Genomic DNA, 25,439 nt, shown 5'->3' with positions numbered 1-25,439 from the left:
AAGAGTGGCGGCGCTGACGTTGCGCGAGTACCGGGCCGAGGCCGAGGGGCGGCTTCCCGCTCCCGTGTGGGACTTCCTCGAAGGGGGCAGCGGCACCGAGTCGATGCTCTCGGCGGGGCGGGCCGCGCTCGACCGGATCAGGCTCCGCCCGCGATGCCTCGTCGACGTCTCCGGATGCGACCCCGGCGTGACCCTGCTCGGCTCGCGGCTCGCCGCACCGCTGGGCATCGCGCCCATGGCGTACCACCAACTGGCGCACCCCGAGGGTGAGTTGGCGACCGCGCGGGCGGCCGGTGCGGCGGGTGCGCTGCTCACGGTCAGCATGTTCGCGAGCCGTACCCTCGAGGACATCGCCGCGGCGGCGAGCGGGCCCCTTTGGCTTCAGCTGTACTGGCTCAGACGGCGGGAGACGCTCGTCGAGCTGGTGCGGCGGGCGGAGGACGCCGGTTATCAGGCGCTGGTCCTGACCGTCGACGCGCCGCGCGTGGCACACCGGCCGCGGGACGCGCGCAATGGGTTCGCCGTTCCCGCGGGTATCCGCGCGGTGAATGTCGACCCGGCCGTCATGTCCGCTTCCCATGGGGGAGCGGCGGGCGAGTCCGCCATTGCGCGGCATTCGAAGGAGCAATTTGACCCCTCCATTACCTGGAGGGATCTTGCCTGGCTGCGTGAGCGCACTTCTCTGCCGCTCGTATTGAAGGGCGTCCTCGCGCCCGAGGATGCCGAGCTGGCCGTGAAATACGGTGTCGACGCGCTTGTCGTCTCGAATCACGGGGGTCGCCAGCTCGATTTCGCGATCCCGGCGGCCGATGCCCTTCCGGGGATCGTCGAGGCGGTGGACGGACGCTGTCGGCTGATCCTCGACGGGTCGATCCGGCACGGCGCGGATATCGCGAAGGCGCTCTGTCTCGGCGCCGACGCGGTATTCGTGGGGCGCCCCGCGCTATGGGGACTGGCGCACTCCGGAAGCGCGGGCGTAGCCGGCGTGCTCCGGGTGCTGCTCGATGAGTTCGAAGAAGTGATGGCGCTCATGGGGGCGGCACGAGTGGGGGACTTCGGGAATTCAGGAATTGTTCATAATTGAACTGATGGTTTGAACGATTCAATCGATTCCCATTCACCGGATTCACCGAGGTGGATGGGGGTCTCGGTATGCCCAAAAATAGAAATGCAAGCGGTTTCTGGAGTCCTACTTGCAAGTAGTAATTTAATAGAAATCATCCCTTGATTACTCGATGGTAGTAAGTAACGATGGAGGCGTCGCCGAGGGAATAACGGTGGATCTGACACCGAGGGGCTGGGGCGACTACCTACCCGACATGTCCTATGGACAGTGCTGTCACCAAGACGTTCGGGTTGTTCGTTGGGGATTTAGATGGGTGGGATTCCAATGGGGGAAACGGCACCTAAAAGGTGCACCGAGGGCGCCTGGGTCGATGACATATTGCTCCAGGGTGATGGGGGGGATGTCGCCCTGCACTTGGGCGAAGCCGTGAGCCGCGCGCAACTCCGCGAGCTCGTCGCCGCCGAACAGGCCCGCTACCAAGCGGCGGGACTCGTCGCGGGAGGCGTGGTCGCGGTGCGACTGCCGCCCTCGCTCAGCTGTATCGTCGCGATGCTCGCCGGCTGGCGTGCGGGCGCCCAAGTGGCGCTGCTCGACTACCGGTTGACCACCCACGAAGTGGGCAAAGCCGTCGCGCGACTGACACCGCAGCTGGTCGTCGAGCCGGTCACCGACGTCAGCGGAACGCTCCGCGGCTTCTTCGACGTCACCACCCGCGTCACCCCCCTGCGCACCGGCCGCCCGGCCGCCTCGCAGCACATCCTGCTCCAGCTCAGCTCCGGCTCCACGGGCCCCTCCAAGGTCATCGGCAGGACCGTGGGCAGCCTCCTCGCGGAGATCGACCGGTACGGCCAGCTCGACGGCTTCCCCCACCGGGGCGAACGCACCGTCGTGCTCGCCTCGATCGTCCATGTGCTCGGCCTGGTCGGCGGACTCCTGTACGGCCTGGCCAGCGGGACCCAGGTGGTCCTGCCCGCGCGCCAGACGGTCGACGGCATCCTCAAGGCCGTCGCCGCGGGCGACGAGCCGACGACCGTCCTCGGCGTCCCCTCGCAGGCGGCGGTCCTCGCCGCCGCGCAGAACCCGCCCAGGCTGCCCCAGCTGCGCCGCATGATCACCGGCGGCGAGCTCGTCAGGGCTGACGTCTGGGAGCGGTTCACCCACGGCTACGACGCCGAGCTCGGCGTCATGTACGGCATGACCGAGGCCGGTGTCATCGCCGCGGACCTCACCGGGTCCACCCGCCCCGGCCTGACCCCCGCACCCGGCATGCGGGTACGGGTCGAGGAGGGCCAGATCCTGCTCGGACTGCCCGAATCCCCGTACGTCGGCCCCTCCGACCCCACCCGGTTCGTCGACGGCTGGCTGCGCACCAAGGACGCGGGCAGCTTCGACGACGCCACCGGACTCCTCACGGTGCTCGGCAGGCTCGACTCGCAGGTCTCCGTCGGCGGGCTCAAGGTGGACCTCTCGGAAGTCGAGGCGTCCATCAGCGCCCTGCCCGGCATCACGGGGGCCGTGGTCGTCCAGGGCACCGGCATCGAAGCCTTCGTGATGGTCGAGGAACGTGCCGTCTTCGACGGCCTCGCCGACTGTCTGGCCGCCCGCCTCGCCCCCTACAAGCGGCCGCGCACCCTGCACGTGCTGCCCGAACTCCCCCGCACCGCGACCGGCAAGCCCGTGCGCAACGCCGACGTCCTCCGCGCGGCCGCGCGGTCGGCCGCCGGTGTGTGACCGGTTCAGCCGAGTTCAGCCCAGCTCCGTCGGGCACACCTCGCGGACATCGAGACGCACGCCGTCGGCGCACGAGGCACTCCCGGTGCCCCCGTGCAGCGCGACACCGATGACGTGCAGCCCGCCGCCCACCACGACAGCCGCGGACACGACACCCGGATCACCGGGCAGCCGCCGCGGCACCGACGGAGCGTCGTTCCCCGCCGGCCACTGTCCGGGCAGCGGCACCCGGCGGCTCATGCCGCCCTGCCGCAGGCCCTGGCCGAGCGCCTTGCCGACCGACTCCTTCTGCGTCCACAGCCACAAGAACGCCACTGACTGATCGTCCTCGGGCAGAGCCGTGACCCACGCCGCCTCGGCGGGGTCCAGCCACGCCCGGGACATCGCCGCGGCGCGCAGTCGCCGCACCACTTCCACATCCACACCCACGGGGGCAAGGCCGGTCACCGCGACGGCCAGCGCCCCGCGAGCGTGAGCGACGCTGACGTGCAGCGACTTGCCTGCGCCGCCCAGGACCGGGCGGCCACCGGCCTCGTGCTCCAACCAGATCTCGGACGGCGCGACACCCAGCAGACCGGCCGCGGCCCGCACCACCAAGGTGTGCGCCTTGCGCCGCTCGTCGCCGTCCGTGGTGCACCACAGCACCGTCACCGTGTCCGGGGAACCGCCCGGGTGCCTGTCCATGAAGAGGGAGTCAATCAAATGTCCGCTGAGGTTGAGAAGTTCATCATCGAGGCCCTTCAGAACATGAACTACGACGTTTCCGACGTAACCGGCGAGACCCCGCTCGGCCCGGCGGGCCTCGACCTCGAGTCCCTCTCCGTCGCGGAGATAGCCATCCAGGTCGAGGACACCTACGGCGTGAAGTTCGAGGAGGACGAGATGGAGACCGTCGCGCTCCTGACCGTCTCCGGCCTGGTCAAGGAGATCGTCGAGCGCGCGTCCGCCGCCGCGACGGCCGGGTGAGCCCACGAACCGTCCTGGCACGCCGGGCGAACCCTCCCCGCCCCGGTGCCCACGGCAGCGGGCGGGAGGGAGTGTCCCGCGGTCGGTGAGCGAGGCGGGCCGACGCGCCGCACCTCGCCCGCCGCACCCCTCGCTCACCCAGCGTCCGTACGCCAAGAGCACGATCCAGATGAGTGGAGACACCGGGGAATGAATCCCAAGAACGAGCGCGCAGAGCTCGCCGGCGACCAAGGTCTCGGCGTCGGCAACGTGCTGACCACGCTGCTCGAGCGGGGCACCGGCCTCGACGCGCCGAGCATCACCTTCGACACCGAGGTCGACGGGCACCCCGCCTGGCAGGCCCACACGCTGGCCGAGCTGGGGGAGCGGGTCACGGCGCGGGCCGCGGCGCTGCACGCCCTCGGCGTCCGGCCCCGTGACGTGGTCGCCGTCTTCGTGACCGCGGGCGCCGACCAGGTGCTCAGCTACCTCGCACTGACGCGCGTCGGCGCGATCCCCGCCCTGGTCAACGGCCGCGTCCCGGCCGAGCAGGCGGGCGAGTACATCAAGCGGCTGCGAGCCGTCGGCGTCATCGCCGACACCGCGCACTGGGACTCCCTCAAGGACCGGGACATCGCCACGCCGCTCCTGGCGGACCCGGCGGAACTCGGCAAGGGCGACCCGGCCGCCGCCCCCAAGCCCTACCGCCACCACGGCAACGAGCCCGCGGTCATCACCCACTCCTCGGGCACCACGGGCCTGCCCAAGGCCGTGATCCACTCGCACCACAGCCTCTTCGCGGCCATCCGTCACCGGCTCTCGCTGCCCAAGGGCCAGGGCATCGAGCGGATGCTGGGCGCGCTGCCCTCGGCCCACGCGGCCACCGTCATCGCGGTCAACCTCGCGCTGACCAACCGTACGCAACTCGTCGTGCTCTCCCAGCAGTCCGGCGGTCCGGTGCTCGACGCCATCGAGTCCTGGCGGCCGCACGCCGTGCTCGGCTTCGCCACCACCTGGTCGGAGCTCGCGGGCCAGGACCTCGGCGCGCGCGACCTGGACTCCGTGCGCACCTGGTGGAACACCGGGGACTGCGCGCACGAGGCGCACATCCGCAAGCTCATCGCCGTCGGCATGCGGGAGTCCGTCACCAGCGAGGGCCGGGTCCGTACGAAGGGCTCGTTCTTCGTCGACGGCCTCGGCTCGTCGGAGATGGGGCACTCCCAGTTCCACATCACCCACACGCCCGAGACCAGCCGCTACGGCCGCTGCATCGGCAAGCCGCACGCCTTCTCCGACGTGGCGGTCGTCGACGACGACGGCGAGAAGCTCGACAGCGGGCAGGTCGGGCAGCTCGCCATCAGCGCGCCCACCCTGTCGCTCGGTTACTGGAACGACTCGGTGACCACCTACCGCACGCGCAGGGACGGCTACTTCCTCACCGGCGACCTCGTCTTCCGTGACGAGGCCGGGTACTACTACCACGTCGACCGCATGGTCGACTCCGTCGAACTCGCCGACGGCAAGCGGCTCTTCACCATGCTGTGCGAGGAGCAGGTGCTCGCGGACTGCGCCGACGTCCTGGAGTGCACCGTCGTCGCCGTGAAGAAGGACGACCAGGTCGTCACCTCCGTCCTGCTCTTCCTGGACCCCAAGGCCGACCAGGACGCCGACCGCACCGCCGAGGTGCTCGCCGCCCTGGAACCCCACGTGGCCGCCACCGTCGACCGCGTGGTCGTCGTCAGCCCGGACCGCATCCCGCTCGGCGCGACCGGCAAGGTCCGCAAGATCCTGCTGCGCCAGCGCTTCCTCGACGGCGAACTGCTCTCCGCCAAGGGCACCGCGGGGGTGGCGGCATGACGCACTCCACCGCCGGATCCGGCGCCGTCGTCACCGGACTCGGCGCCTTCACCCCGCTCGGCCGCGGCGCCGCGGCCAACTTCGACGCCCTGTGCCACGGCAAGTCGGGCCTGCGCAGGCCGCCCGAGGACCACCTCCTGGCGGGCAGCGTCGACGTCGCGGGCATCGCCCCCGCGATCGAGGCGCGCGAGGTCCTGCCGCCCAGCGAGGGCCGCCTCGTCGACCGCTACGCCCTGATGGCGCTCGCCGCCGCCGACGACGCGCTCGCCGACGCGGGCCTGGTCGTGGGCCGTGACGTCGACCCGCACCGGGTCGCCGTGATCGTCTCCAGCGGCGCGGGCGGCCTCTCGACGTACGAGGCACAGGCGCAGGCCAGGGCCGAGCGCGGCCCGACCGCGGTCAGTCCCTATCTGCTGCCCGGCATGCTGCCGAACATGGCGGCCGCCCGCATCGCCATCAAGTACGGGATACGCGGCTGGAGTTCGGCGATCGCCACCGCCTGCGCCGCCGGTGCTCACGCCGTCGTCGAGGCCGCCAGGCTGATCCGCTACGGCGAGGCCGACGTGGTGGTCTGCGGCGGCGCGGAGGCCCCGCTCAACCCGACGTCCGCCCTCGCGTTCGCGCACGCCAGGGCCCTGGCCCACGGCTGGGGCGAGGACCCCGAGGCGGCCAGCCGCCCCTTCGACCGGCGCCGCAACGGCTTCGTGCTCGCCGAGGGCTCGGGCGTCCTCGTCGTCGAGCGCGTCGACCACGCCGACGCCAGGGGCGCCGCGGGCTACGCCGACCTGCTCGGCTGGGGCGCCACCACCGACGCCCACCGGCCCACCGCGCCGCGCCCCGACGGCGACGGAGCCGCGCACGCCATGCGCGGCGCGCTCGCCACCGCCGGGCTCGCGCCCGAGGACGTCGGCTACATCAACGCGCACGGCACGGCCACCAAGCTCGGCGACGTCGCGGAGACGAAGGCCGTCCGGGCCGTGTTCGGCGAGAACGCCCCCGCCATCAGCAGCACCAAGTCGATGACGGGACACCTCCTGGGCGGATCCGGCGCGGTGGAGGCGGCCTTCAGCGCCCTGGCGATCTCCCGGGGCGTCCTGCCGCCGACCCACAACCTCGACGAGGTGGACCCCAACTGCGACCTCGACCACGTGCGGGGCGAGGCGCGGCAGCAGCGAGTGGAGGCCGCGATCTCCAACTCGTTCGCCTTCGGCGGCCACAACGTCAGCCTGCTGCTCGGCACGGCCAGCAGCCGCAAGAAGCGCTAGAGGAAAGGGAATCGTGAACATCGGAGCTGTAGACCACATCGAGTTCTACGTCGGGGACGCCCAGCAGTCGGCGTTCTTCCTGTGCACGGCGTTCGGGTTCCGCGTGTGCGGTCAGGCGGGCCCCGAGACCGGTCAGGCCGACCGGCGCTCGCTGCTCCTGCGCCAGGGCGGCATCGAGGTCGTGCTCACCTCCGCGCTGACCCCCGAGCACCCCGCGGCCGCCTACGTGGCCCGGCACGGCGACGGCGTCGCCAACATCGCCTTCGAGGTCACCGACGCCGCCAAGGCGTTCGCCCTCGCCGTCGAGCGCGGCGCCCTCGCCGTCGAGCAGCCCCGGACGCACACCAAGGAGGGCACCGAGGTCGTCACCGCCTCCGTGCTCGGCTTCGGCGACGTCGCCCACCGCTTCGTGCAGCGCACCGGCGACCGGGCCGAGTTCCTGCCCGGCGTGATGGACATCTTCGCCGAGGACCCGGACGAGGGCCCGCACCTGCTGAACACCGTGGACCACGCGGCGATCTGCCTGCCCGCGGGCCAGCTGCGCCCCACGGTCGCCTTCTACGAGAAGGTCTTCGGGTTCACCCAGATCTTCGAGGAGTTCATCGAGGTCGGCGAGCAGGCCATGGACTCCAAGGTGGTGCAGAGCCCCTCGGGCAAGGTGACGTTCACCCTCATCGAGCCGGTCACCGACCGCAAGCCGGGCCAGATCGACGGCTTCCTCGCACGGCACGGCGGCGCGGGCGTGCAGCACCTGGCGCTCCTGGCCGACGACATCGTCACCGCGGTGCCCGCCCTGGAGTCGCGCGGCGTGCGGTTCCTGGAGACGCCCGACGCGTACTACGACGAGCTGGAGGAGCGCCTGGGCCGTCCGGACCTGAAGATCGAGGACCTGCGGCGCACCAACGTCCTGGTCGACCAGGACCACTGGGGTCAGGTCTTCCAGATCTTCACCCAGTCCCTGCACGTCAGGAACACCTTCTTCTGGGAGGTCATCGACCGCCACGGCGCCCGGACGTTCGGCAGCGGCAACATCAAGGCCCTCTACGAGGCCGTGGCCCGCGAGAAGGCGACCGCCTGACGGGCCCGGGCCCGTAGCGCGCGCCTTCCCGTTGCCCGCATTCCGCAGTACCCGCAGCACTGCGGCGCAGCACCCTCACCACCCTCAGTACGACCTGCGCCGCAGCATCCGCATCGCAGCACTCGCACCGAAGGAAGACCCGTGACCGTTCACGATGCCACGCTGTTCGAATTGACGGAGGAAGAGCGCGAACTCCTCCCCACCGACGAGGACGTCCTCTTCTACGCCCAGCACGGCTGGTACCTGTCCAAGAAGCTCTTCACCGACGAGGAGATCGACCTCCTGGAGTCGGCGAGCGAGAACTTCTACGCCGGGCACCGCGACCGCACCCTGCCCGTCCGCCCGCCCAAGCTGGCCTACTGGGAGCCGGAGCACGGCCCGGTGCAGCGCCACAACGACTACATCCACTACGAGGACGACACGATCGGCCGCATCCTGCGCAAGCCGCTGCTCGGCGCGGTGGCCGCGCGGATCGCCGAGGCCGAGCGGATACGGGTGTTCCAGTCCACCCTGATCTTCAAGCCGCCGGTGGCCGAGGAGCAGTCGAACATCGTGCCCTGGCACTTCGACCGGCACTACTGGGCCACGTCCACCTCCGAGCGGATGCTGACCGCGTTCATCCCCTTCCACGACTGCGGCGAGGAGATGGGCACGATCACCATGGTGGACGGCAGCCACCTGTGGAAGGAGATGGCGGAGAACGACACGACGTCGCTGCACTTCGCCGAGCGCGACCGCAGCGAACTCGACGAGATGCTCGAGGAGAACGCGAGCTACAACGGCGTCGAGGTCGTCAAGATCCCCGTCCACATCCCCAAGGGCCACGTCAACTTCCACCACTGCCGCACCTACCACGGCAGCGGCGCGAACGTCAGCGACCGCCCGCGCCGCGCCATCTCCTTCCACCTGCAGGACGGCGAGAACCGCTACCGCGACTTCCGCCGCTCGGACGGCACCCAGGTCGCCTACAACCACGACCTGCTGGTGCGCAGGACCGCGGCGGGCACCCCGGACTACAGCGACCCCGAGTACCTGCCCCTGCTGTGGAGCAGCCGCTGATGCGCAGTGCCGCGGTGGTCGGGACCGGCCTGATCGGTACCTCCATCGCCCTGGCCCTGCGGGGTCGGGGCGTGCCCGTCCACCTCATCGACCGCGACCCCGAGGTGGCGCGGACCGCGGCCGATCTCGGGGCCGGTGTGGTCGGGTTCCCGCGCACGCCGGTGGACCTCGCCGTCATCGCCGTACCCCCGCAGCACGTCGCCGCGACGCTGCACGAGTATCAACTGCGGGAACTGGCCGAGGACTTCACCGACGTGGCCAGCGTCAAGGTGCGGCCGCAGGAGGAGGCGGCGGAGCTCGGCTGCGATCTGACCCGCTACCTGGGCGGCCACCCCATGGCGGGCCGGGAGCAGTCGGGGCCGCTCGCGGCGCGGGGCGATCTGTTCCGCGGCAGGCCGTGGGTGCTCACCCCGGCGGCGCAGACCGGTGCGGCGACCGTGCGGCGGGTGCGGGAACTGGCCGGGCTCTGCGGGGCGCGGCCGCTGGTGATGGCCCACGCCGCGCACGACAGGGCGGTGGCCCTCACCTCGCACGCCCCGCACGTGGTGGCGAGCCTGGTGGCCGCCCGGCTCATGGACGGGGACGACTCCCAACTCCAGCTCGCCGGGCAGGGGTTGCGCGATGTGACGCGGATCGCCGGGGGCGACGCGGAGCTGTGGACCGACATCCTCGGCTCGAACGCCACGGCGGTCGCGGAGGTCCTCGCCGAGGTCGCCACCGAGCTCGGCACGCTCGTGGACGCGCTGCGGGACATGGGCGCGGCCTCGCCCGCCGTGCCGCCCGAGCGGTACGGCAGCAGCAGGGCGCACCTCGCCTCCGCCCTGGTGCGCGGGGTGCGGGGGCGCGGCCGGATACCGGGGCTCGCCCCCGGCGGACTGAGCCTGACGGGTGCGGCGGCCGGGAACTGAGGGTCCCTGCGCAGGACCGCGCCGCATGGCCACAACGACTTTCGATTCAGTGGAGAGACTGACTATGACCAGCCGACGGCTCGACGTCTGCCTCATCGGTGCCGGGCCCCGCGGGCTCTCGGTCCTTGAACGGCTGTGTGCGAACGCCGTGTCGGCCCCGGCGGAGACGGTGATCACCGTGCACGTGGTCGACCCGTTTCCGCCCGGTGCCGGACAGGTGTGGCGTAGCGACCAGTCCGCACACCTCCTCATGAACACGGTGGCCTCCCAGGTCACGATGTTCACCGACGAAAGCGTGGAGGTCCAAGGAGAGCTCGCGCCGGGCCCGAGCCTGTACGAATGGGCACGCTTCCTCATCCTCATCGGCCCGATGGACGACCGGCACTACGACGAGCACGTCCTCGCCGAGGCCCGCGCGCTCGGCCCCGACTCCTACCCCTCGCGCGCCTTCTACGGCCACTACCTGGAGTGGGTCTTCCAGCGGGTCGTGAAGACGGCGCCGAACCGGCTGACCACCGTCGTCCACAAGGCCCGTGCGGTGGCCCTGGACGACGAGCCCGGCACGGCCGACGGCGCCGACGGAGCCGAGGGCGGCGCCCAGAGCGTCCTGCTCGACGACGGCACGCTGATCGAGGGGCTCGACGCCGTCGTCCTCGCCCAGGGCCACCTGCCGGTGCGCCGCTCACCGCGCCAGCGCGAACTCGGCGGCTTCGCGCACGCGCACGGCCTCGGCTACGTGGTGCCCGCCAACCCCGCCGACGTGGACCTCTCGCCCGTACAGCCGGGCGAGACGGTCGCCCTGCTCGGGCTCGGCCTGAACTTCTTCGACTACATGGCGCTCCTGACGCTCGGTAGGGGCGGCAGGTTCGAACCGCGCGGCGAAGGGGGCAGGGGCGGCCTCGTCTACCGCGCTTCGGGCCGCGAACCGCGCCTGGTCGCCGGATCCCGGCGGGGCCTTCCCTTCCACTCGCGCGGCGAGAACCAGAAGGGCGCGCACGGCCGCCACGAGCCCGCCGTCCTGACCCCCGACGTGATCAAGGACCTGTGCGAGCGGTCCCGGCGGCACGGCGGCATCGACTTCCGCGGCACGCTGTGGCCGCTGGTCTCCAAGGAGGTCGAGACGGTCTACTACACCGCCCTGCTCACCGGCGAGGGCCGCCCCCTGGACGCCGAACTGCTGCGCACCCGCTACCTGGCGGCCGCTCCCGGCAGTGCGCGGGAGCGGGAGATCCTGGACGCGTACGGCATCGACGCGGCGGACCGCTGGGACTGGGACCGCGTCGCCCGCCCTTACGCGGGGCGGGAGTTCGGCGCGCCGAAGGAGTTCACGGACTGGCTCGTGGACCACCTGCGCGACGACCTCAGGGCGGCCCGCGCGGGCAACGTGGCGGGGCCGCTCAAGTCGGCGCTCGACGTCCTGCGCGATCTGCGCAACGAACTCCGGCTGGTCATCGACCACGGCGGCCTGACCGGCGGTTCGCACCGCGCGGACCTGGACGCCTGGTACACGCCGCTGAACGCGTTCCTCTCCATCGGCCCGCCCGCCCGGCGCATCGAGGAGGCCATCGCCCTGATCGAGGCCGGTGTGCTGCGGGTGCTCGGCCCCGACGTGCGGGCGGCGACGGACGACTCCGCGCGGGCGTTCACCATCGAGTCCGCCGCCGTGCCGGACTCGCTGACCTGGGCGACCACCCTGATCGAGGCCCGCCTCCCGGAGATCGACCTGCGGGTCACCGCCGATCCCCTGCTGCTGCGGCTCCTCCAGGAACGGCAGTGCCGCTCGTACGAGGTGACCGACCCCGACGGCTCCGTGTACGAGACGGGCGGACTCGCCGTCACCGACGCGCCGTTCCACCTGATCGACGCGGCGGGCCGGGCGCATCCGCGGCGCTTCGCCTTCGGCGTGCCCACCGAGTCCGTGCACTGGGCGACCGCGGCGGGCATCAGGCCCGGCGTGAACTCGGTGACGCTGCAGGACTCCGACGCCATCGCCCTCGCCGTACTCGGCCTGGGCGGGGGCGCCCGCCAGGACAGCGAGATGATCGGAGAGCTGACAAGGTGACCAGCACCCTTCCCTCCCTCGACGCCGGGCTGCTCAGCCCGGTCCGCGCGGGTACGCCCGCCGAGGCCGCGACGTCCGACGGCGCCTGGCTGCAGGCGATGCTCGACGCCGAGGCGGCCCTCGTCCGGGCCCAGGCCGCCCTCGGCAACGTGCCCGCGCAGGCGGCCGAGAGCATCACCGCGCTGGCCCGCGCCGAACTCCTGGACCTGCGCGAACTCGCCGTGCTCAGCAGGGGCGCGGCCAACCCGGTGGTCGCCCTGGTGCAGGCGTTCACGCGCCTGGTGGCCGACAAGGACCCGGCGGCCGCCGACTACGTGCACCGCGGCTCCACCAGCCAGGACATCTTCGACACCGCGCTGATGCTGGTCGCCGGGCGCACCCTCGCGATCCTGGCGGCGGACCTGGAGCACATCACGGGCTCGCTGCGGGCGCTTGCCGAGGAGCACGCGGACGCGCTGATGGCGGGGCGCACGCTCGCGCTGCACGCGGTGCCGACGACGTTCGGCCTCAAGGCGGCGGGCTGGCTGACCGCGGTGGGCGCGGCGGCGGACCGGCTGCGGGTGCTGCGGGAGGATGGCCTGGTCGTCCAACTGGGCGGCGCGGCAGGAACGTTGGCGGGCTACGTCGAGTACGAGAAGCTGCACAGCGGCGGGGCGCCCACGGACGGCTACGCGCGGCGGCTGACCGACCGGTTCGCCGCGGAGACGGGCCTGAGCGCCCCGGCGCTGCCCTGGCACAGCAACCGGCTGCCGATCGCCGCCCTCGCCGCCGAACTCGCCCTGACCACCGGGGTGCTGGGGAAGATCGCGGTGGACGTGCAGTCCCTGGCCCGTACGGAGGTCGCCGAGGTGGCCGAGCCCGCCGCGGCAGGCCGGGGCGTCTCGTCGGCGATGCCGCAGAAGCGGAACCCCGCACTGGCCACACTGATCCGCTCGGCGGCTCTCCAAGTGCCCGCCTACGCCAGTGTGTTGACGCAGACCTTGCTGTCGGAGGACGAGCGCTCGGCCGGTGCCTGGCACGCCGAGTGGCAGCCGTTGCGCGAGTGCCTGCGCCTGGCGGGAGGCGCCGCGCACACCGCGCGCGAGCTGGTGGCGGGCCTGGAGGTGCGGCCCGCGCGGATGCGGGAGAACCTGGGCCTCACCGGCGGCCTGATCGTCTCGGAGCGGCTCGCGGCGGTACTCGCGCCCGCTCTCGGAAAGGCCGCGGCGAAGGAGGTCATGAGCCGGGCCGCACGGGAGTCCGCGACCTCGGGCCGCCCGCTGGCGACGGTGCTTGCCGGGGATCCGCGGATCACCGACCGCTTCGACCCGCGAGCCCTCGCGGAGCTCCTGGACCCGGCCGGATACACGGGCGCGGCGGCCGAGCTGACGCACGAGGCCCTGCGGCGGCATCCGGTGCGGGCTGCTGGTTTCGTGCAGGGGGAGCGGGGCGCATGAGCCGCGTGGAGTTGTTCGTCGGTGGGCTGTTGAACGCGGTGGCGCGGCCCGCCCCCGCCCTCGCGGGGCGGCTCGCCTTCGGTCTCTTCTGTCGTCCGGTGCGGCGCGGCAAGGTGCTGCCCGCCGAGCGCGCCGCCCACGAGCGCGCCGTCACCGAGGAGCTGTCCGTCAACGGCAAGCAGGTGCGGGTGTACCGCTGGGGAACCGGCGAGCGCCCCGTCCTGATGCTGCACGGCTGGCAGTCCAGGGCCTCGCGGTACGCCGCCTTCGTGCCGCACCTGGAGGCGCTCGGTCTGACGCCGATCTCCTTCGACGCCCCGGGACACGGGAGTTCGGGCGGCAAGTCCACGACGATCCTTGAGTACCGCGAGATCATCGGCGGGCTCCAGCGGCGCTACGGCGCGTTCCACTCGGTCGTCGCGCACTCCCTCGGTGCCACCAGCATCCTCCTCGCGCTCCGCGGCGACGTGCGGGCCGGGCGCCTGGTCACCGTGGCGGCGGTGAAGGACTTCGGGCACTTCCCCGACGAGTTCGCCCGGATCCTGGGGCTGCGGCGGGGCCTGCGCGAGGACCTGCGCGACCGCATCGAGCACCGGCTCTTCGCCGAAGTCACCGACCCCTGGGCGCTGTTCGACGCCACGCGCGGACCGGAGGAGATCGACGTACCGATGCGGATCATCCATGACACGGACGACGACATGGTGCCGGTGGCACAGGCGCACGCGCTGAAGGAGGCGTACGGGGAACGGGCGGAGCTGGTGATCACCGCGGGGCTCGGACACCGCAAGATCCTCGGCGAGCCGGAGATCGTCGAATCGGCCATGGAGTTCATCGCTCGTTAGTCCGGTCGACCGCGGCCCGAGCCGGTCCTCCCTTTTAAAAGAACGACCGGTCGTTTAGTTTTATCTGGCATCCGATGCCGGCTGCGGTACCGACCACGAAGGGAACACCACCCATGACCACCAGTTCACCTCCCTCGCCAGGAGCGGGTCCGAGGGACGTCGCAGGTGTGGGCGAAGAGCAGGCGCACCAGAGCCCGGCGGGCTCGTCGACGGCTGCCAAGCTCGCGCTGTTCGTCGCGTCCGGGGCCACCTTCCTCGCCGTGCTCGACACCACGGTCGTCAACATCGCCTTCTCCGACCTGCGCGGCGACTTCACCGACGCCTCGCTGTCCCAGCTGACCTGGGTCGTCACGGCGTACACCGTCGTGTTCGCCGCGCTGCTCGCGGTCGCGGGCCGCGTCGCCGACGTGATCGGGCGCAAGCAGCTGTTCCTCTGGTCGACGGTCCTGTTCACCGTCGCCTCGGTGCTGAGCGGTTTCGCCACCGGAGTGCCGATGCTCGTCGGGGCCCGTGCGCTGCAGGGCGTCGGCGCGGCGGGCATGATCCCCTCCGCGCTCGGCCTCGTCCTCCAGCACACCCCGCCCGCCCGCCGTCAGGTCGCCGTCGGCGTCTGGGGCGCGGTCGGCTCCATGGCCGCGGCCGTCGGGCCGAGCCTCGGCGGGCTCCTCGTCGACGTGTGGGGCTGGCGCAGCGTCTTCCTGATCAACCTGCCGATCGGCCTCGCCATCGTGGCGATCTCCGCGCGCCTCGTCGGTGACACGCCGAGCGGCCGCAAGCTGCCCGACCCGGTCGGCACCCTGGCCCTCGCCCTGGGCATCGGCGGCGTCGTGTTCGGCGTGACGCAGGGCACGGAGTGGGGCTGGGGCAGCGGCTCGGTCCTCGCGCTGATCGTCGGCGGCTTCGTGCTCGTCCTCGCCGCGCTGCTGCTCTCCAAGCGGCAGAGCGCGCCCGCCATCGAGCTCGACCTGTGGCGCAACCGCACCTTCGCCGCCACCAACGTCTCCTCGCTGCTCTTCGGCGCGGCCATGTACTCCTACCTGCTCAGCTCGCTCCTCTTCCTCAACGCCATCTGGGGCTACTCCGAGCTGAAGGCGGGCCTCGCGGTCACGCCGGGTGCCTTCAGCGCCGCGCTCGGCGCGATCGTGGTGGGCCGCAGGGTCGGCCCGAGCAAGCAGTGGGCCGCGGTGGCCGGGGGATCCGTGCTCTTCGGCGCCACCTGCGCCGCGATGTACCTGCTGCTGGGCACCGAACGGCAGTACGTCGCCGTCTGGTTGCCCATCGGCATCCTGGGCGGCCTCGGCATCGGCGCCGCGCTGACCGCCATCTCCAACGCCGCCACCGCCGCGCTCGAGCCCCAGCGCTTCGCGTCCGGCACCGGGCTGCTGATGACGACACGTCAGATCGGCGGCGCGCTCGGCATCGCGGCGCTCGCCGCGATCCTCGAACGCCACAACGTCCTCGACGACACCGGGTACTTGCAGGTGTTCCTCGCCTGCGCCATCGGCTCCGTCGCGGCCGCGGCGGCGACTCCCTGGATCCGCTCACGTACGCGGTAGCACCGCAGGTACGGGTGACCGGTCCGGCCGGACCGGTCACCCCGCCCCGCACCTCGACCACCACGCGAAGAGAGAGCGAAATGCCACCCATCGACCGGTCCGACCGAGGCGCCGCGCGCGCGGAGCACTCCCTCCTGGCCGAGCTGCAGCCGGTGGTGGAGGAGAACCTCCACCGTCATCACGGGGTCGCCAAGGAGTGGTTCCCGCACGAGTACGTCCCCTGGAGCGAGGGCCGCGACTTCGAGGGCCCGCTCGGCGGCGCGGCCTGGGAGCCCACCGAGGCGACGCTCCCCGAGGTCGCCCGCACCTCGCTCGTGGTGAACCTGCTGACCGAGGACAACCTGCCCGGCTACCACTTCGCGGTGGCCGAGTTCGGCAAGGACGGGGCCTGGGGCACCTGGGTCAACCGCTGGACGGCGGAGGAGGCCAGGCACGGCACCGCGCTGCGCGACTACCTCCTGGTCACCCGGGCCGTCGACCCGCGCGCCCTGGAGCGGGCCAGGATGGCGCACATGGAGGGGGGCTACGACCGCCCCGACAACTTCAGCGCCGTGCACGCGATCGCGTACGCCGCCTTCCAGGAGCTCGCCACCCGCATCTCGCACCGCAACACCGGTCTGGTCAGTACCGACCCGGTCTGTGACGCCCTGCTCGCGCGGATCGCGGCCGACGAGAACCTCCACATGGTCTTCTACCGCAACCTCGTCGAGGCCGCCTTCGAGCTGTCCCCCGACACCGCCATGGAGGTGGTCAGGGACGTCGTGATCGGGTTCGAGATGCCCGGTTCGACGATCAAGGACTTCGGGCGCAAGTCCGCGGAGATCGCCCTCGCGGGCATCTACGACCTGCGGCTGCACCACGACAACGTGGTCATGCCGATCCTGCGCAAGCTGCGCGTCTTCGAGCGCGACGGGCTCGGCCCCGCGGGCGAGGCGGCCCGCGAGGAGCTCGCGGGATTCCTGTCGAAGCTGGACACCCAGGCCACCTCCTTCACCGACCGGCGTGAGGGCGTCCGGGCGTCCCGAGCCAAGCGGGCGGCCGCCATGGCCTCCTGATCCCCGACCCTGCATCCCCATCCCCGATCCCCCACCCGCTCCGTAACGGCCCTACTCAAGAACAGGACAAGCTCATCAGTACCGACAAAGTTCAGCTGTCGCCGTACCAGCGAGACATCTGGTTCGCGGAATCCCGGGCACCCGGCAGCCCGCAGTTCAACGGTGCCGTCTACGAGCGGTTCACCGGTGCCGTCGACGGGGAGCTCCTGCGCGCGTGCTTCACGCGCGTCTTGGAGCGCCACGACACCTTCCGGCTCCGCTTCGACGACGCCGAAGGGGTGCCGTGCCAGTGGCTCGCCGACACCCTCAGGGACGACGGCGAACCCGTCGTCGACCTCGTCGACCTCTCCGCGGAACCCGATCCGGAGGCGGCCTGCCGGGCCTGGCGCGAGAGGACCATGGCCACCCCCTTCGACCTGCGTGACCGGCGGCTCTTCCGGGCGACGCTGCTGCGCGAGGGCGACGACGCGGTCCAGCTCTTCCTGAAGGGCCACCACCTGCTGCTCGACGGGCGCGGCGCGGAGGTCCTGCACACCGAGCTGATGGAGGACTACGCGCGCCGCGCCCGGGGACAGGAGCCGCGCGACCGCGGCCCCGCGCCGTCCGTGCTGGCCGCCGTCACCGGCCGCGACGCCTACTTCGCCGCCCAGGAGTACGCGGACGACCGCGCCTACCACCGCGGTGAACTGGCCCTGATGGAGCCGAACTTCTTCCCCCGGCGCGTCCAGGACACCGGCTCCTCCTTCGGGCTGCACACCTTCACGCTGCCCGGCGCCGTCGTCGAGAGCATCAAGGAGAGCGGCAGCACCCCCTTCGCGTACGTCGCCGCCGCGCTCGGCACCTGGCTCGCCCGCGTGCACCGGACCACCCAGGCCGTGATCGGCGTACCCCTGCTCAACCGGCGCACCCGGGCCGAGCTGACAGCCGTCGCGCAGTACGCCAACACCCTGCCGCTGCGCATCGAGGTGCCCGAGGGGAAGCCGCTCGCGGGCATCGCCACCGACCTCCAGGAATCGGTGGGCGACCTCCAGCAGCACCAACGGCTGCCGATCGGGGACCTGCTGCGGGAGCTGCCCGCCGACGGGTCCAGGGAGCGCAGGCTCTTCGACGTCACCCTCTCCTATCTGACGCTGCGCAACCCGCTGCCCCTGGACGGCGTGGTGCGCGGCGGCGTGTCGTTCACGGCGCCGCCGCACGAGCAGGAGGCGCTCGCGGTCGCCGTCGTCGGCGCCAGGGGCAGCTCGGACCTGCGGATCGAAGTGCGCTACGCCACCGACGTGTTCGACGACGACCTGACCGTCACCTCGCTCGTGGAACATCTGACGTCGCTGATCGCGCACGGGCTCGACAAGCCCGAACTGCCCGCGGGCGAGCTGTACATGCTCTCCGCGCGCGAGCAGGAGACCCTCCAGCGCTTCGCCCGCGGCCCCCGCGTCCCGTTCGCCGACGACACGACCCTGCACGCCCTGTTCGAGGAACGGGCGGCCCGCTTCCCCGACCGGACCGCGGTGCTCGGCGACGACGAGCAGGAGACCATCCGCTACGCCGAACTCGACGCCCTCGCCAACCAAGTGGCCCGGTCGCTGCGCGCGCGCCGGGTGGGCCGTGACGACCGTGTCGCCGTGCTGATGGAACGCGGCCCGCGGATGCTCGCCGCCGTCCTCGGCGTCCTCAAATCCGGTGGCGCGTACGTCCCCGTCGACCCCGGCTACCCGGCGGCGCGCATCGGCCACATCCTCCAGGACAGCGGCGCCAAGGTCGTCGTCACCGACGCGGAGGCCCCGGACCTGCCCGTACCCGCCGGGACGCCGGTGTGCCCCGTCGACGACCTGATGCAGGGCTCCGCGGCCGCCCTCGAACCCGTGGCGGGCCCCCGCGACCTGGCCTACGTCATCTACACCTCGGGGTCCACGGGCCGCCCCAAGGGCGCGATGGTCGAGCACCGTTCGGTGGTCAACCGCCTCGCCTGGATGCAGCGCGCCCTGCCGATCGGCGAGGACGACGTACTCCTGCAGAAGACCCCCATCTCCTTCGACGTCTCCGTGTGGGAGCTGTTCTGGTGGGCGATCGAGGGCGCGTCCGTGGCGCTGCTGCCGCCCGGCGGCGAGAAGGACCCGCGCCAACTCCTCGACGCCATCGCCCAACACCGCGTCAGCGTCGTACACTTCGTGCCCTCCATGCTCGGTCCCTTCCTGGACCTCCTGGAGGAATCGCCGCGCCACCGTGCGCGGGCGGACTCGCTGCGCCACGTGGTGTGCAGCGGTGAGGCGCTGCCCCCGGGGCGCGTCGACCAGTTCAACCGCGTCTACGCCGGTGTCGCGGGGGCACCGGCGCTGACCAATCTGTACGGGCCGACCGAGGCGACCGTGGACGTCTGCGCCCACACCTGCCCTGCCGACCCGGGACGGCCCGTCACCCGGGTCCCCATCGGACGCCCCATCGACAACACGGAGTTGTACGTCGTGGGCCCCGACGGCACGCCCCAGCCCGTCGGCGTACCGGGCGAGCTGTGCATCGGCGGTGTCGCGCTCGCCCGCGGCTACCTGGAAAGACCCGAGCTGACCCGGGAGAAGTTCGTGCCCGCGCCGTTCGTCGACGGCGGCAGGCTCTACCGCACCGGCGACCTCGCCCGCTGGCTCGCCGACGGCACCCTGGAGTACCTCGGCCGCATCGACGGCCAGGTGAAGATCCGCGGCAACCGCGTCGAACCGGGCGAGGTCCGGGACGCCCTGGTCCGCATACACGGCGTACGGGACGCCGCCGTCGTGGACCGCACGTCCCCGGGGCGCGGCACCTACCTCGTCGGCTACTGGACGGGCGAGGACGACCTCGACCCGAGGTGGCTGCGCGAGCAACTCGCGGCCGAACTGCCCGAGTTCATGATCCCCGCCCATCTGCCGCGCATCGACGCGATACCCCTGACCCCCAACGGCAAGCTGGACCGGCGCGCACTGCCGGACCCGGAAACGAGTCGCGGCGAGCCGGGCGCCCCGCCCCGCACCGAGACCGAACGGGTACTCGTCGGCATCTGGGCCGAGGTGCTCGGCGCGGAGCGGGTCGGCATCCACGACGACTACTACGCGCTCGGCGGCGACTCACTCCTGATGCTGCGCCTGCGCGCCCTCGCCGAGCGGCAGGGCATCCACTTCTCGCTGAACGACCTCGTGTGGCACCCGACGGTCGCGGCCCTCGCCGCGCACGCCGCCACCGGGGCAGCGGGCCCCGCCGCCGAGCTGCCGCCCTTCGGCCTCGTCTCCCGGGTGGACCGGGCCCGCATCACGGACGCCGTCGACGCCTTCCCGCTGACCCGCCTCCAACTCGGCCTCGTCTACCACAGCCTGCAGAGCGAGCACTCCGCCGTCTACCACGACGTGTTCCGCTACCGGCTCGCCATGGCCTGGGACGAGACGCACTTCCGGGCCGCCTTCGCCAGGATCGCCGCCCGGCACCCCGCGCTGCGCTCCTCCTTCGACCTCGGCGGCTTCACCGAGCCGCTGCAGCTCGTGCACGCGGACGCGCCGGGCGGCCTCGACGTGGTCGACCTGCGCGGCCGCCCGGCGCCGGACGCCGAGGACGAGATCCACGCCCACATCGAGCAACGCCGCTACCACCGCTACCGGTTCGAGCACGCGCCGCTGTACCTGTTCCGGGCCCACGTCCGCGACGACGGCGTCGACCTGGTGCTCGGCTTCCACCACGCGCTGCTCGACGGCGGCAGCGTCGCCAACCTCCTCACCGAACTCCTCCAGGACTATCTGCACGCCCTGGGCGCGGACATCGGGCCCGTCACGGACGAGGCGCCGCCCGCCGCCGCCCATCACCTGGGGGGCGAGCGCGCGGCGCTGGCCGACCCGGCGGCGCGCGAGCACTGGAAGACGGTGACGGACGGGGCCGACGCGCTGCGGCTCGACGGCTTCGCGGCCGCCGAACCGCCGCGCGGCGACGACCTGGTCGTCCGGCTCGTCGAACTGCCCGACGACGTCGTGCGCGGCGCCCGCGCGCTGGCCCGGGAGCAGGCGCTGCCGGTCAAGTCCCTGCTGTTCGCCGCGTACGCCCTGACACTGCGACTGCTCTCCGGGGCCGACGACTTCACCACCGGGCTCATCACCCACGGCAGACCCGAGCGCGAGGGCGCGGAGCGGATGGTGGGGCTCTTCCTCAACACCGTGCCCGTGCGCGTCACCAAGACCGAGACCGAGGCCGACGGCAGCTGGCTCGACGTCGTACGGGAACTGTTCCGGCAGGAGCGCGCGGGCCGCCCCCACCAGCGCTACCCGCTGAGCGCGATCCAGGAGGACCACGGCGCCCCGGTGCTGCACACCGCCTTCAACTACGTGCACTTCCACGTGCTCTCCGATGTGCTGCGCCTGCCCGACGTACGTCTTGAGGAGTTCACGGCCTGGGAGGAGACCGACTTCCAGCTCCTGGTCAACGCGTTCACGCACCCGGTCGACGGCTCGGTGACGCTGCGCATCGACGGCGAGGGCCGCGGCATCACGCCCGCACAGGCCGAGCTCTTCGGGGACACCTACACCGAAGTGCTGCGCCGCATCGTCGACGAGCCCGACGAGGCACCGGACTTCGCGTTCTTGGCCGAGGGCGCGGCGCGTACGGAGATGGTCGCGCCCTTCGACGAGGACGTGGTGTGCCTCTTCCGGCGCCAGGCCGACCGCACCCCCGACGCGCCCGCCGTGTCCACCGGTGAACGCGCCTGTTCCTACCGGGAGTTGGCGGAGCACTCCGAGCGCGTGGCGCGGCGGCTCGTCGCCCTCGGTGCTCGCCCCGGCGCCCGCGTCGGCATCGCCATGGACCGCTCGCCGGAGACGATCGCCGCGATCCTCGGCACCGCCATGGCCGGGGCCGCGTGCGTGCCGCTGGACACCGGCTATCCGGCGGCCAGGATCGCCGCGATGGTGGCCGATGCGGAGCCCTTCCGGATCATCGCCCGCGCGGCGGACGCCGGTTCGTTCGGGGAGGGGGCGCCGCTGCTGACGGCGGAGTCGCTGTTCGACGACGAGGCGACGCAGCCGCAGCCGCAGCCGCAGTCGCAGTCGCAGTCGCAGCAGCCACAGTCGCAGCCCCAGCGGCAGCCCCAGCGGCAGCCCCAGTCCCAGCACGAGCCCCAGTCCCAGCCGCACCCGCGCGTTTCCGAAGGTCCGCTCGACCCGGCCAGCACCGCCTACATCCTCTTCACCTCAGGATCCACCGGACGCCCCAAGGGCGTCGTGATGCCGCACCGCTCGCTCGCCAACCTGATCGGCTGGCAGATCCGCGCCACGAGCGCGGCCGCGGGCGGGACCACCGCGCAGTACGCGCCGCTCAGCTTCGACGTCTCCTTCCAGGAGATCTACTCCACGCTCTGCTCGGGCGGCACCCTGCGCCTGGTCGCCGAGGCCGAACGGCGGGACATGCCCGCGCTCCTGAGGATGCTCGACCGCGAGGGCGTGGCACGGATCTTCCTGCCCTACGTCGCCCTGCAGCAGCTCGCGGAGGCGTCGGCCGCGCTCGGTGTCGTGCCTCGCGGGCTGCGGGTGATCTGCTCCTCGGGGGAGCAACTGCGGGTCACCGACGAGATCCGGACGTTGCTCGCCGCGCTGCCCGGAGCCGTCCTGGAGAACCAGTACGGGCCGACCGAGTCCCACGTGGTGTCCACCCACACCCTGGCCGGGGACCCGGCGGCTTTCCCCGCCATCGTCCCGATCGGCGCCCCCATCAGCGGCGCGGACGTGCTGGTCCTCGACCCGAAGGGCCGCCCCGTGCCCACCGGCGTGCAGGGCGAACTGTTCCTCACCGGCGCCGCGCTCGCCGACGGCTACCTCGGCGACCCGGCGCTGACCGAGGAGCGCTTCGTCCCCGTCACGCTGCCCGGCGGGGCCGTCACCGCTTACCGGACGGGGGATCTGGGTCTCGTCCTGCCCGACGGCTCCCTCGCGTACGCGGGCCGGGCCGACACCCAGGTGAAGATCCGCGGCTACCGCGTCGAACCCGCCGAGGCCGAGGTCGCCCTCGTGCGCCTCGCCGCGGGCCCCGCGGGCGGTGGCATCAAGGAGGCGGCCGTGGTCGCCCGCGCGGCGGCGGACGGATCCACCGGACTCGTCGCCTTCCTGGTCGGCGACCCCGAATCCACCGATCTGGTGGCGCTCCGCGGTGAACTGCGCACGCTCCTGCCGGAGTTCATGGTGCCGGACCACTTCGCGTGGCTGCCCGAGCTGCCGCTGACACCGAGCGGTAAGCGGGACGACGGGGCGCTGCGGACCCTGCGGCTCGATCGGCCCGAGGCGTCGGACGGGCAGGCGCCCAGGGACGCGTACGAGCGGACGCTCGCGGAGCTGCTCGGCGGCCTGCTCGGCGTCGGGAGCGTCGGCGTCCACGACGACATCTTCGCGCTCGGTGCCACCTCGCTCACCACCATGCGGCTCGTCGTCCTCATCGAGCAGCGGTACGGCGTCACCATCCCCATCTCCGGGTTCATCGCGGCGCCGACGGTCGCCGCGCTCGCGGAACTCCTGCGGTCCGGCGGCGCCACGCTCTCCTTCGACCCGCTGGTGCCGATCCGCGCCGAGGGCGAGCGCACGCCGCTGTTCCTCGCCCACCCGATGGGCGGCAACGTGCTCTGCTATGTGCCGCTGGCCCGCCATCTCCCCGAAGGGCAGCCGCTGTTCGCCTTCCAGGCGTCCGGCGGGGACCTGGGCACCGAGCCGCTGCGCTCCGTCCCCGACATCGCCGCGAGCTACATCGAGGCGATGCGCAGGGTGCGCCCCCAGGGCCCGTACGTCGTCGGCGGCTGGTCCTTCGGCGGCTTCGTGGCCTTCGAGATGGCACGCCAACTGCGGGCCGCTGGCGACGAGGTGGCCGAGGTGATCCTCCTGGACACGGTCGCCCTGGGCCCCGCGGAGGAACGCCAGGGATACACCGACGAGGCGCTGCTCGGCTGGTTCTTCTGGGAGCTGCTGTTGCTCGGCCGCGGCGGCGACTCGCCGATCGAGGCGATTCCCGCCGAACTCACCACGCTGGATGAGAAGTTCGGCTTCATCGCGAGGACCGCGACCGACGAGGGCATTCTGCCCGCGGACAGCGACGGCTCCCTCGTCGGGCGGCTGTTCCGGGTGTACGAGGCCAACTGGCGTGCCACACAGCACTATCAGCCCGAACCCGGCGCCGATGACATCACCCTGATCCGTGCCTCCGAGCCGCTCCCGCGGGTCCTGCGGGCGATGCACGGCGCGGGCGGCACCCAGCACACCGACCCGGCCAACGGGTGGCACACCATGACCACCGGCCACGTGAAGGTCGTCCACGTACCCGGCGACCATCTCTCGATCATGGAGGAGCCGCACGTGGCCGACGTGGCGGCCGCGGTCGCCGAACTGGCCGAGTCCGGCACCGCAGAGAAGGGAAAGCGACGTGTCTGAGCGCACCAACCCCCGGGCGATCGTGATCGGAGCGGGCATCGGAGGTCTGGCGACCGCCGTGGCCCTGCGCCGCGTGGGCGTGGAGGTGGAGATCTACGAGCGGGCGCCCGAACTGCGCCCCGCGGGCTTCGGCATCTCCGTGATGAGCAACGCGGTGGCCGCGCTGCGCGCCCTGGACATCGACCTCGGCCTGGAGAAGCGCGGCCAGACGATCCTGCACACCGAGATCATGACCGACAAGGGCCGCACGCTCCGCTCGCTGCCCCTGGAGACGGCGGGCGACCGGCTCGGCGCCCCCAGCGTCGCGATGTACCGCGGCGACCTCCAGGCGGCGCTGCTCGACGCGCTCGGCGGACTGCCCGTCTCGCTGGGCGCGGTCGCCACCGGCTACGACACCACGGGCGACGGCGTACGCGTCACGTTCGAGGACGGCAGGGAGGCCACCGGCGACATCCTGATCGGCGCCGACGGCATCAACTCCGCGATCCGGCGGGCCGTCACCGGTGACAAGAGGGGCCCGCGCTACGGGGGCTTCCTGTGCTGGCTCTCCGTCACCCCCTTCACCCACCCGAAGATCACCAAGGGGTTCAACGCCCACTACTGGGGCCTCGGCAGCCGGTTCGGCCTGCACGACGTGGGAAAGGGCCGCGCCTACTGGTGGGGCACCGTGAACATGCCCGCCGACGCCGCCCGCGACTGGGACGGTGACAAGGACCGGATCGTGCGCGCCTACGCGGGCTGGGCGGACGAGGTGCGCGAGGCGATCAGGACCACGCCGGTCGAGGACATCGTCGCCGTACCGGCCCAGGACAGGCCGTTCCTGGAGAACTGGGGCGAAGGGCCCGTGACGCTCCTCGGCGACGCCGCCCACCCCATGCTGCCCAGCCTCGGCCAGGGCGGCAGCACCGCCATCGAGGACGCCGTGGTGCTCGCGCAGTGCCTGGCGTCGCGCAAGGACCCGGTGGCGGCCCTGCGCGCCTACGAGAAGCTGCGGCGCGAGCGCACCAGGGAAATGGTGGAGGTCTCCCGCAAGTTCGGCGGCTTCGAGCAGCTGGAGAACCCCGTGCTGCGCGCCGTACGCGACGTATACCTGCGCCACGCCCCCCAGTCCGTGCTCTTCAAGCCGTTCCAGCGGGCCCTGACGCCGCAACTGCTCGACGAATGACC

At 72.3% G+C, this 25,439-nt stretch carries 16 protein-coding genes; 15 read left to right on the top strand and 1 reads right to left on the bottom strand.

What is annotated here, in order from left to right; translation table 11 throughout:
* Positions 1 to 4: 4 nt before the first annotated feature.
* Both CP970_RS07000 and CP970_RS06995 read left to right on the top strand, forming a co-directional pair.
* Positions 5 to 1,084, top strand: coding sequence for an alpha-hydroxy acid oxidase (locus CP970_RS07000; protein WP_055544233.1), 1,080 nt, complete (start codon positions 5 to 7; stop codon positions 1,082 to 1,084).
* A 291-nt stretch (positions 1,085 to 1,375) separates the two neighbouring features.
* The gene (locus tag CP970_RS06995) at positions 1,376 to 2,797 is read left to right on the top strand and encodes an AMP-binding protein (protein ID WP_079043188.1); all 1,422 of its coding nucleotides are present in this window, start codon (positions 1,376 to 1,378) and stop codon (positions 2,795 to 2,797) included.
* 15 nt (positions 2,798 to 2,812) lie between these two features.
* Here CP970_RS06995 and CP970_RS06990 read toward each other — a convergent pair whose 3' ends face one another.
* Positions 2,813 to 3,481 carry a 4'-phosphopantetheinyl transferase family protein gene (locus CP970_RS06990; protein WP_150493075.1) on the bottom strand — a complete coding sequence of 223 codons (669 nt, stop codon included), beginning with the start codon at positions 3,479 to 3,481 and terminating at the stop codon, positions 2,813 to 2,815.
* Between the two features lie 18 nt (positions 3,482 to 3,499).
* Between CP970_RS06990 and CP970_RS06985 the strand changes: the two genes are divergently transcribed.
* From CP970_RS06985 to CP970_RS06925, 13 genes are all read left to right on the top strand, one after another.
* Positions 3,500 to 3,763 (top strand): acyl carrier protein, encoded by a 264-nt coding sequence (locus tag CP970_RS06985; protein ID WP_055544230.1) that lies wholly within the window; start codon positions 3,500 to 3,502, stop codon positions 3,761 to 3,763.
* 189 nt (positions 3,764 to 3,952) lie between these two features.
* Positions 3,953 to 5,599, top strand: coding sequence for a class I adenylate-forming enzyme family protein (locus CP970_RS06980; RefSeq protein WP_055544229.1), 1,647 nt, complete (start codon positions 3,953 to 3,955; stop codon positions 5,597 to 5,599).
* Positions 5,596 to 6,864, top strand: a complete 1,269-nt coding sequence (locus CP970_RS06975; RefSeq protein ID WP_055544228.1) for a beta-ketoacyl-[acyl-carrier-protein] synthase family protein — start codon at positions 5,596 to 5,598, stop codon at positions 6,862 to 6,864. The genes CP970_RS06980 and CP970_RS06975 overlap by 4 nt, the downstream gene beginning before the upstream one ends.
* Positions 6,865 to 6,877: 13 nt before the next feature.
* The gene (gene hppD, locus CP970_RS06970; protein ID WP_055544227.1) at positions 6,878 to 7,942 is read left to right on the top strand and encodes a 4-hydroxyphenylpyruvate dioxygenase; all 1,065 of its coding nucleotides are present in this window, start codon (positions 6,878 to 6,880) and stop codon (positions 7,940 to 7,942) included.
* Positions 7,943 to 8,083: 141 nt separating this feature from the next.
* Positions 8,084 to 9,001, top strand: coding sequence for a phytanoyl-CoA dioxygenase family protein (locus tag CP970_RS06965; protein WP_055544226.1), 918 nt, complete (start codon positions 8,084 to 8,086; stop codon positions 8,999 to 9,001).
* Complete coding sequence (locus tag CP970_RS06960; RefSeq protein ID WP_055544299.1) at positions 9,001 to 9,909, top strand: prephenate dehydrogenase; 909 nt, start codon at positions 9,001 to 9,003, stop codon at positions 9,907 to 9,909. The genes CP970_RS06965 and CP970_RS06960 overlap by 1 nt, the downstream gene beginning before the upstream one ends.
* A gap of 64 nt (positions 9,910 to 9,973) precedes the next feature.
* Positions 9,974 to 11,971, top strand: coding sequence for an FAD/NAD(P)-binding protein (locus CP970_RS06955; protein ID WP_055544225.1), 1,998 nt, complete (start codon positions 9,974 to 9,976; stop codon positions 11,969 to 11,971).
* Positions 11,968 to 13,407 carry a class-II fumarase/aspartase family protein gene (locus CP970_RS06950; protein WP_055544224.1) on the top strand — a complete coding sequence of 480 codons (1,440 nt, stop codon included), beginning with the start codon at positions 11,968 to 11,970 and terminating at the stop codon, positions 13,405 to 13,407. The genes CP970_RS06955 and CP970_RS06950 overlap by 4 nt, the downstream gene beginning before the upstream one ends.
* Entirely contained in the window at positions 13,404 to 14,249 is an 846-nt protein-coding gene (locus tag CP970_RS06945; RefSeq protein ID WP_055544223.1) for an alpha/beta fold hydrolase, read from the top strand. Before CP970_RS06950 ends, CP970_RS06945 begins: the two co-directional genes overlap by 4 nt.
* 167 nt (positions 14,250 to 14,416) lie before the next feature.
* Positions 14,417 to 15,805 (top strand): DHA2 family efflux MFS transporter permease subunit, encoded by a 1,389-nt coding sequence (locus CP970_RS06940; RefSeq protein ID WP_055544222.1) that lies wholly within the window; start codon positions 14,417 to 14,419, stop codon positions 15,803 to 15,805.
* Positions 15,806 to 15,885: 80 nt separating this feature from the next.
* Positions 15,886 to 16,860 carry an acyl-ACP desaturase gene (locus tag CP970_RS06935; RefSeq protein ID WP_055544221.1) on the top strand — a complete coding sequence of 325 codons (975 nt, stop codon included), beginning with the start codon at positions 15,886 to 15,888 and terminating at the stop codon, positions 16,858 to 16,860.
* A 95-nt stretch (positions 16,861 to 16,955) separates the two neighbouring features.
* Positions 16,956 to 24,272, top strand: a complete 7,317-nt coding sequence (locus CP970_RS06930) for an amino acid adenylation domain-containing protein (RefSeq protein WP_079043186.1) — start codon at positions 16,956 to 16,958, stop codon at positions 24,270 to 24,272.
* On the top strand, positions 24,265 to 25,437 hold the full coding sequence (locus tag CP970_RS06925) for an FAD-dependent monooxygenase (RefSeq protein ID WP_055544219.1): 1,173 nt from the start codon (positions 24,265 to 24,267) through the stop codon (positions 25,435 to 25,437). The genes CP970_RS06930 and CP970_RS06925 overlap by 8 nt, the downstream gene beginning before the upstream one ends.
* The last annotated feature ends 2 nt before the right edge of the window (positions 25,438 to 25,439 follow it).

It is taken from the genome of Streptomyces kanamyceticus (genome assembly GCF_008704495.1).
GTDB lineage: Bacteria > Actinomycetota > Actinomycetes > Streptomycetales > Streptomycetaceae > Streptomyces > Streptomyces kanamyceticus.
The sequence above is the reverse complement of the archived record's forward strand: the minus strand, read 5'-3'. Positions and strand labels throughout refer to the sequence as shown.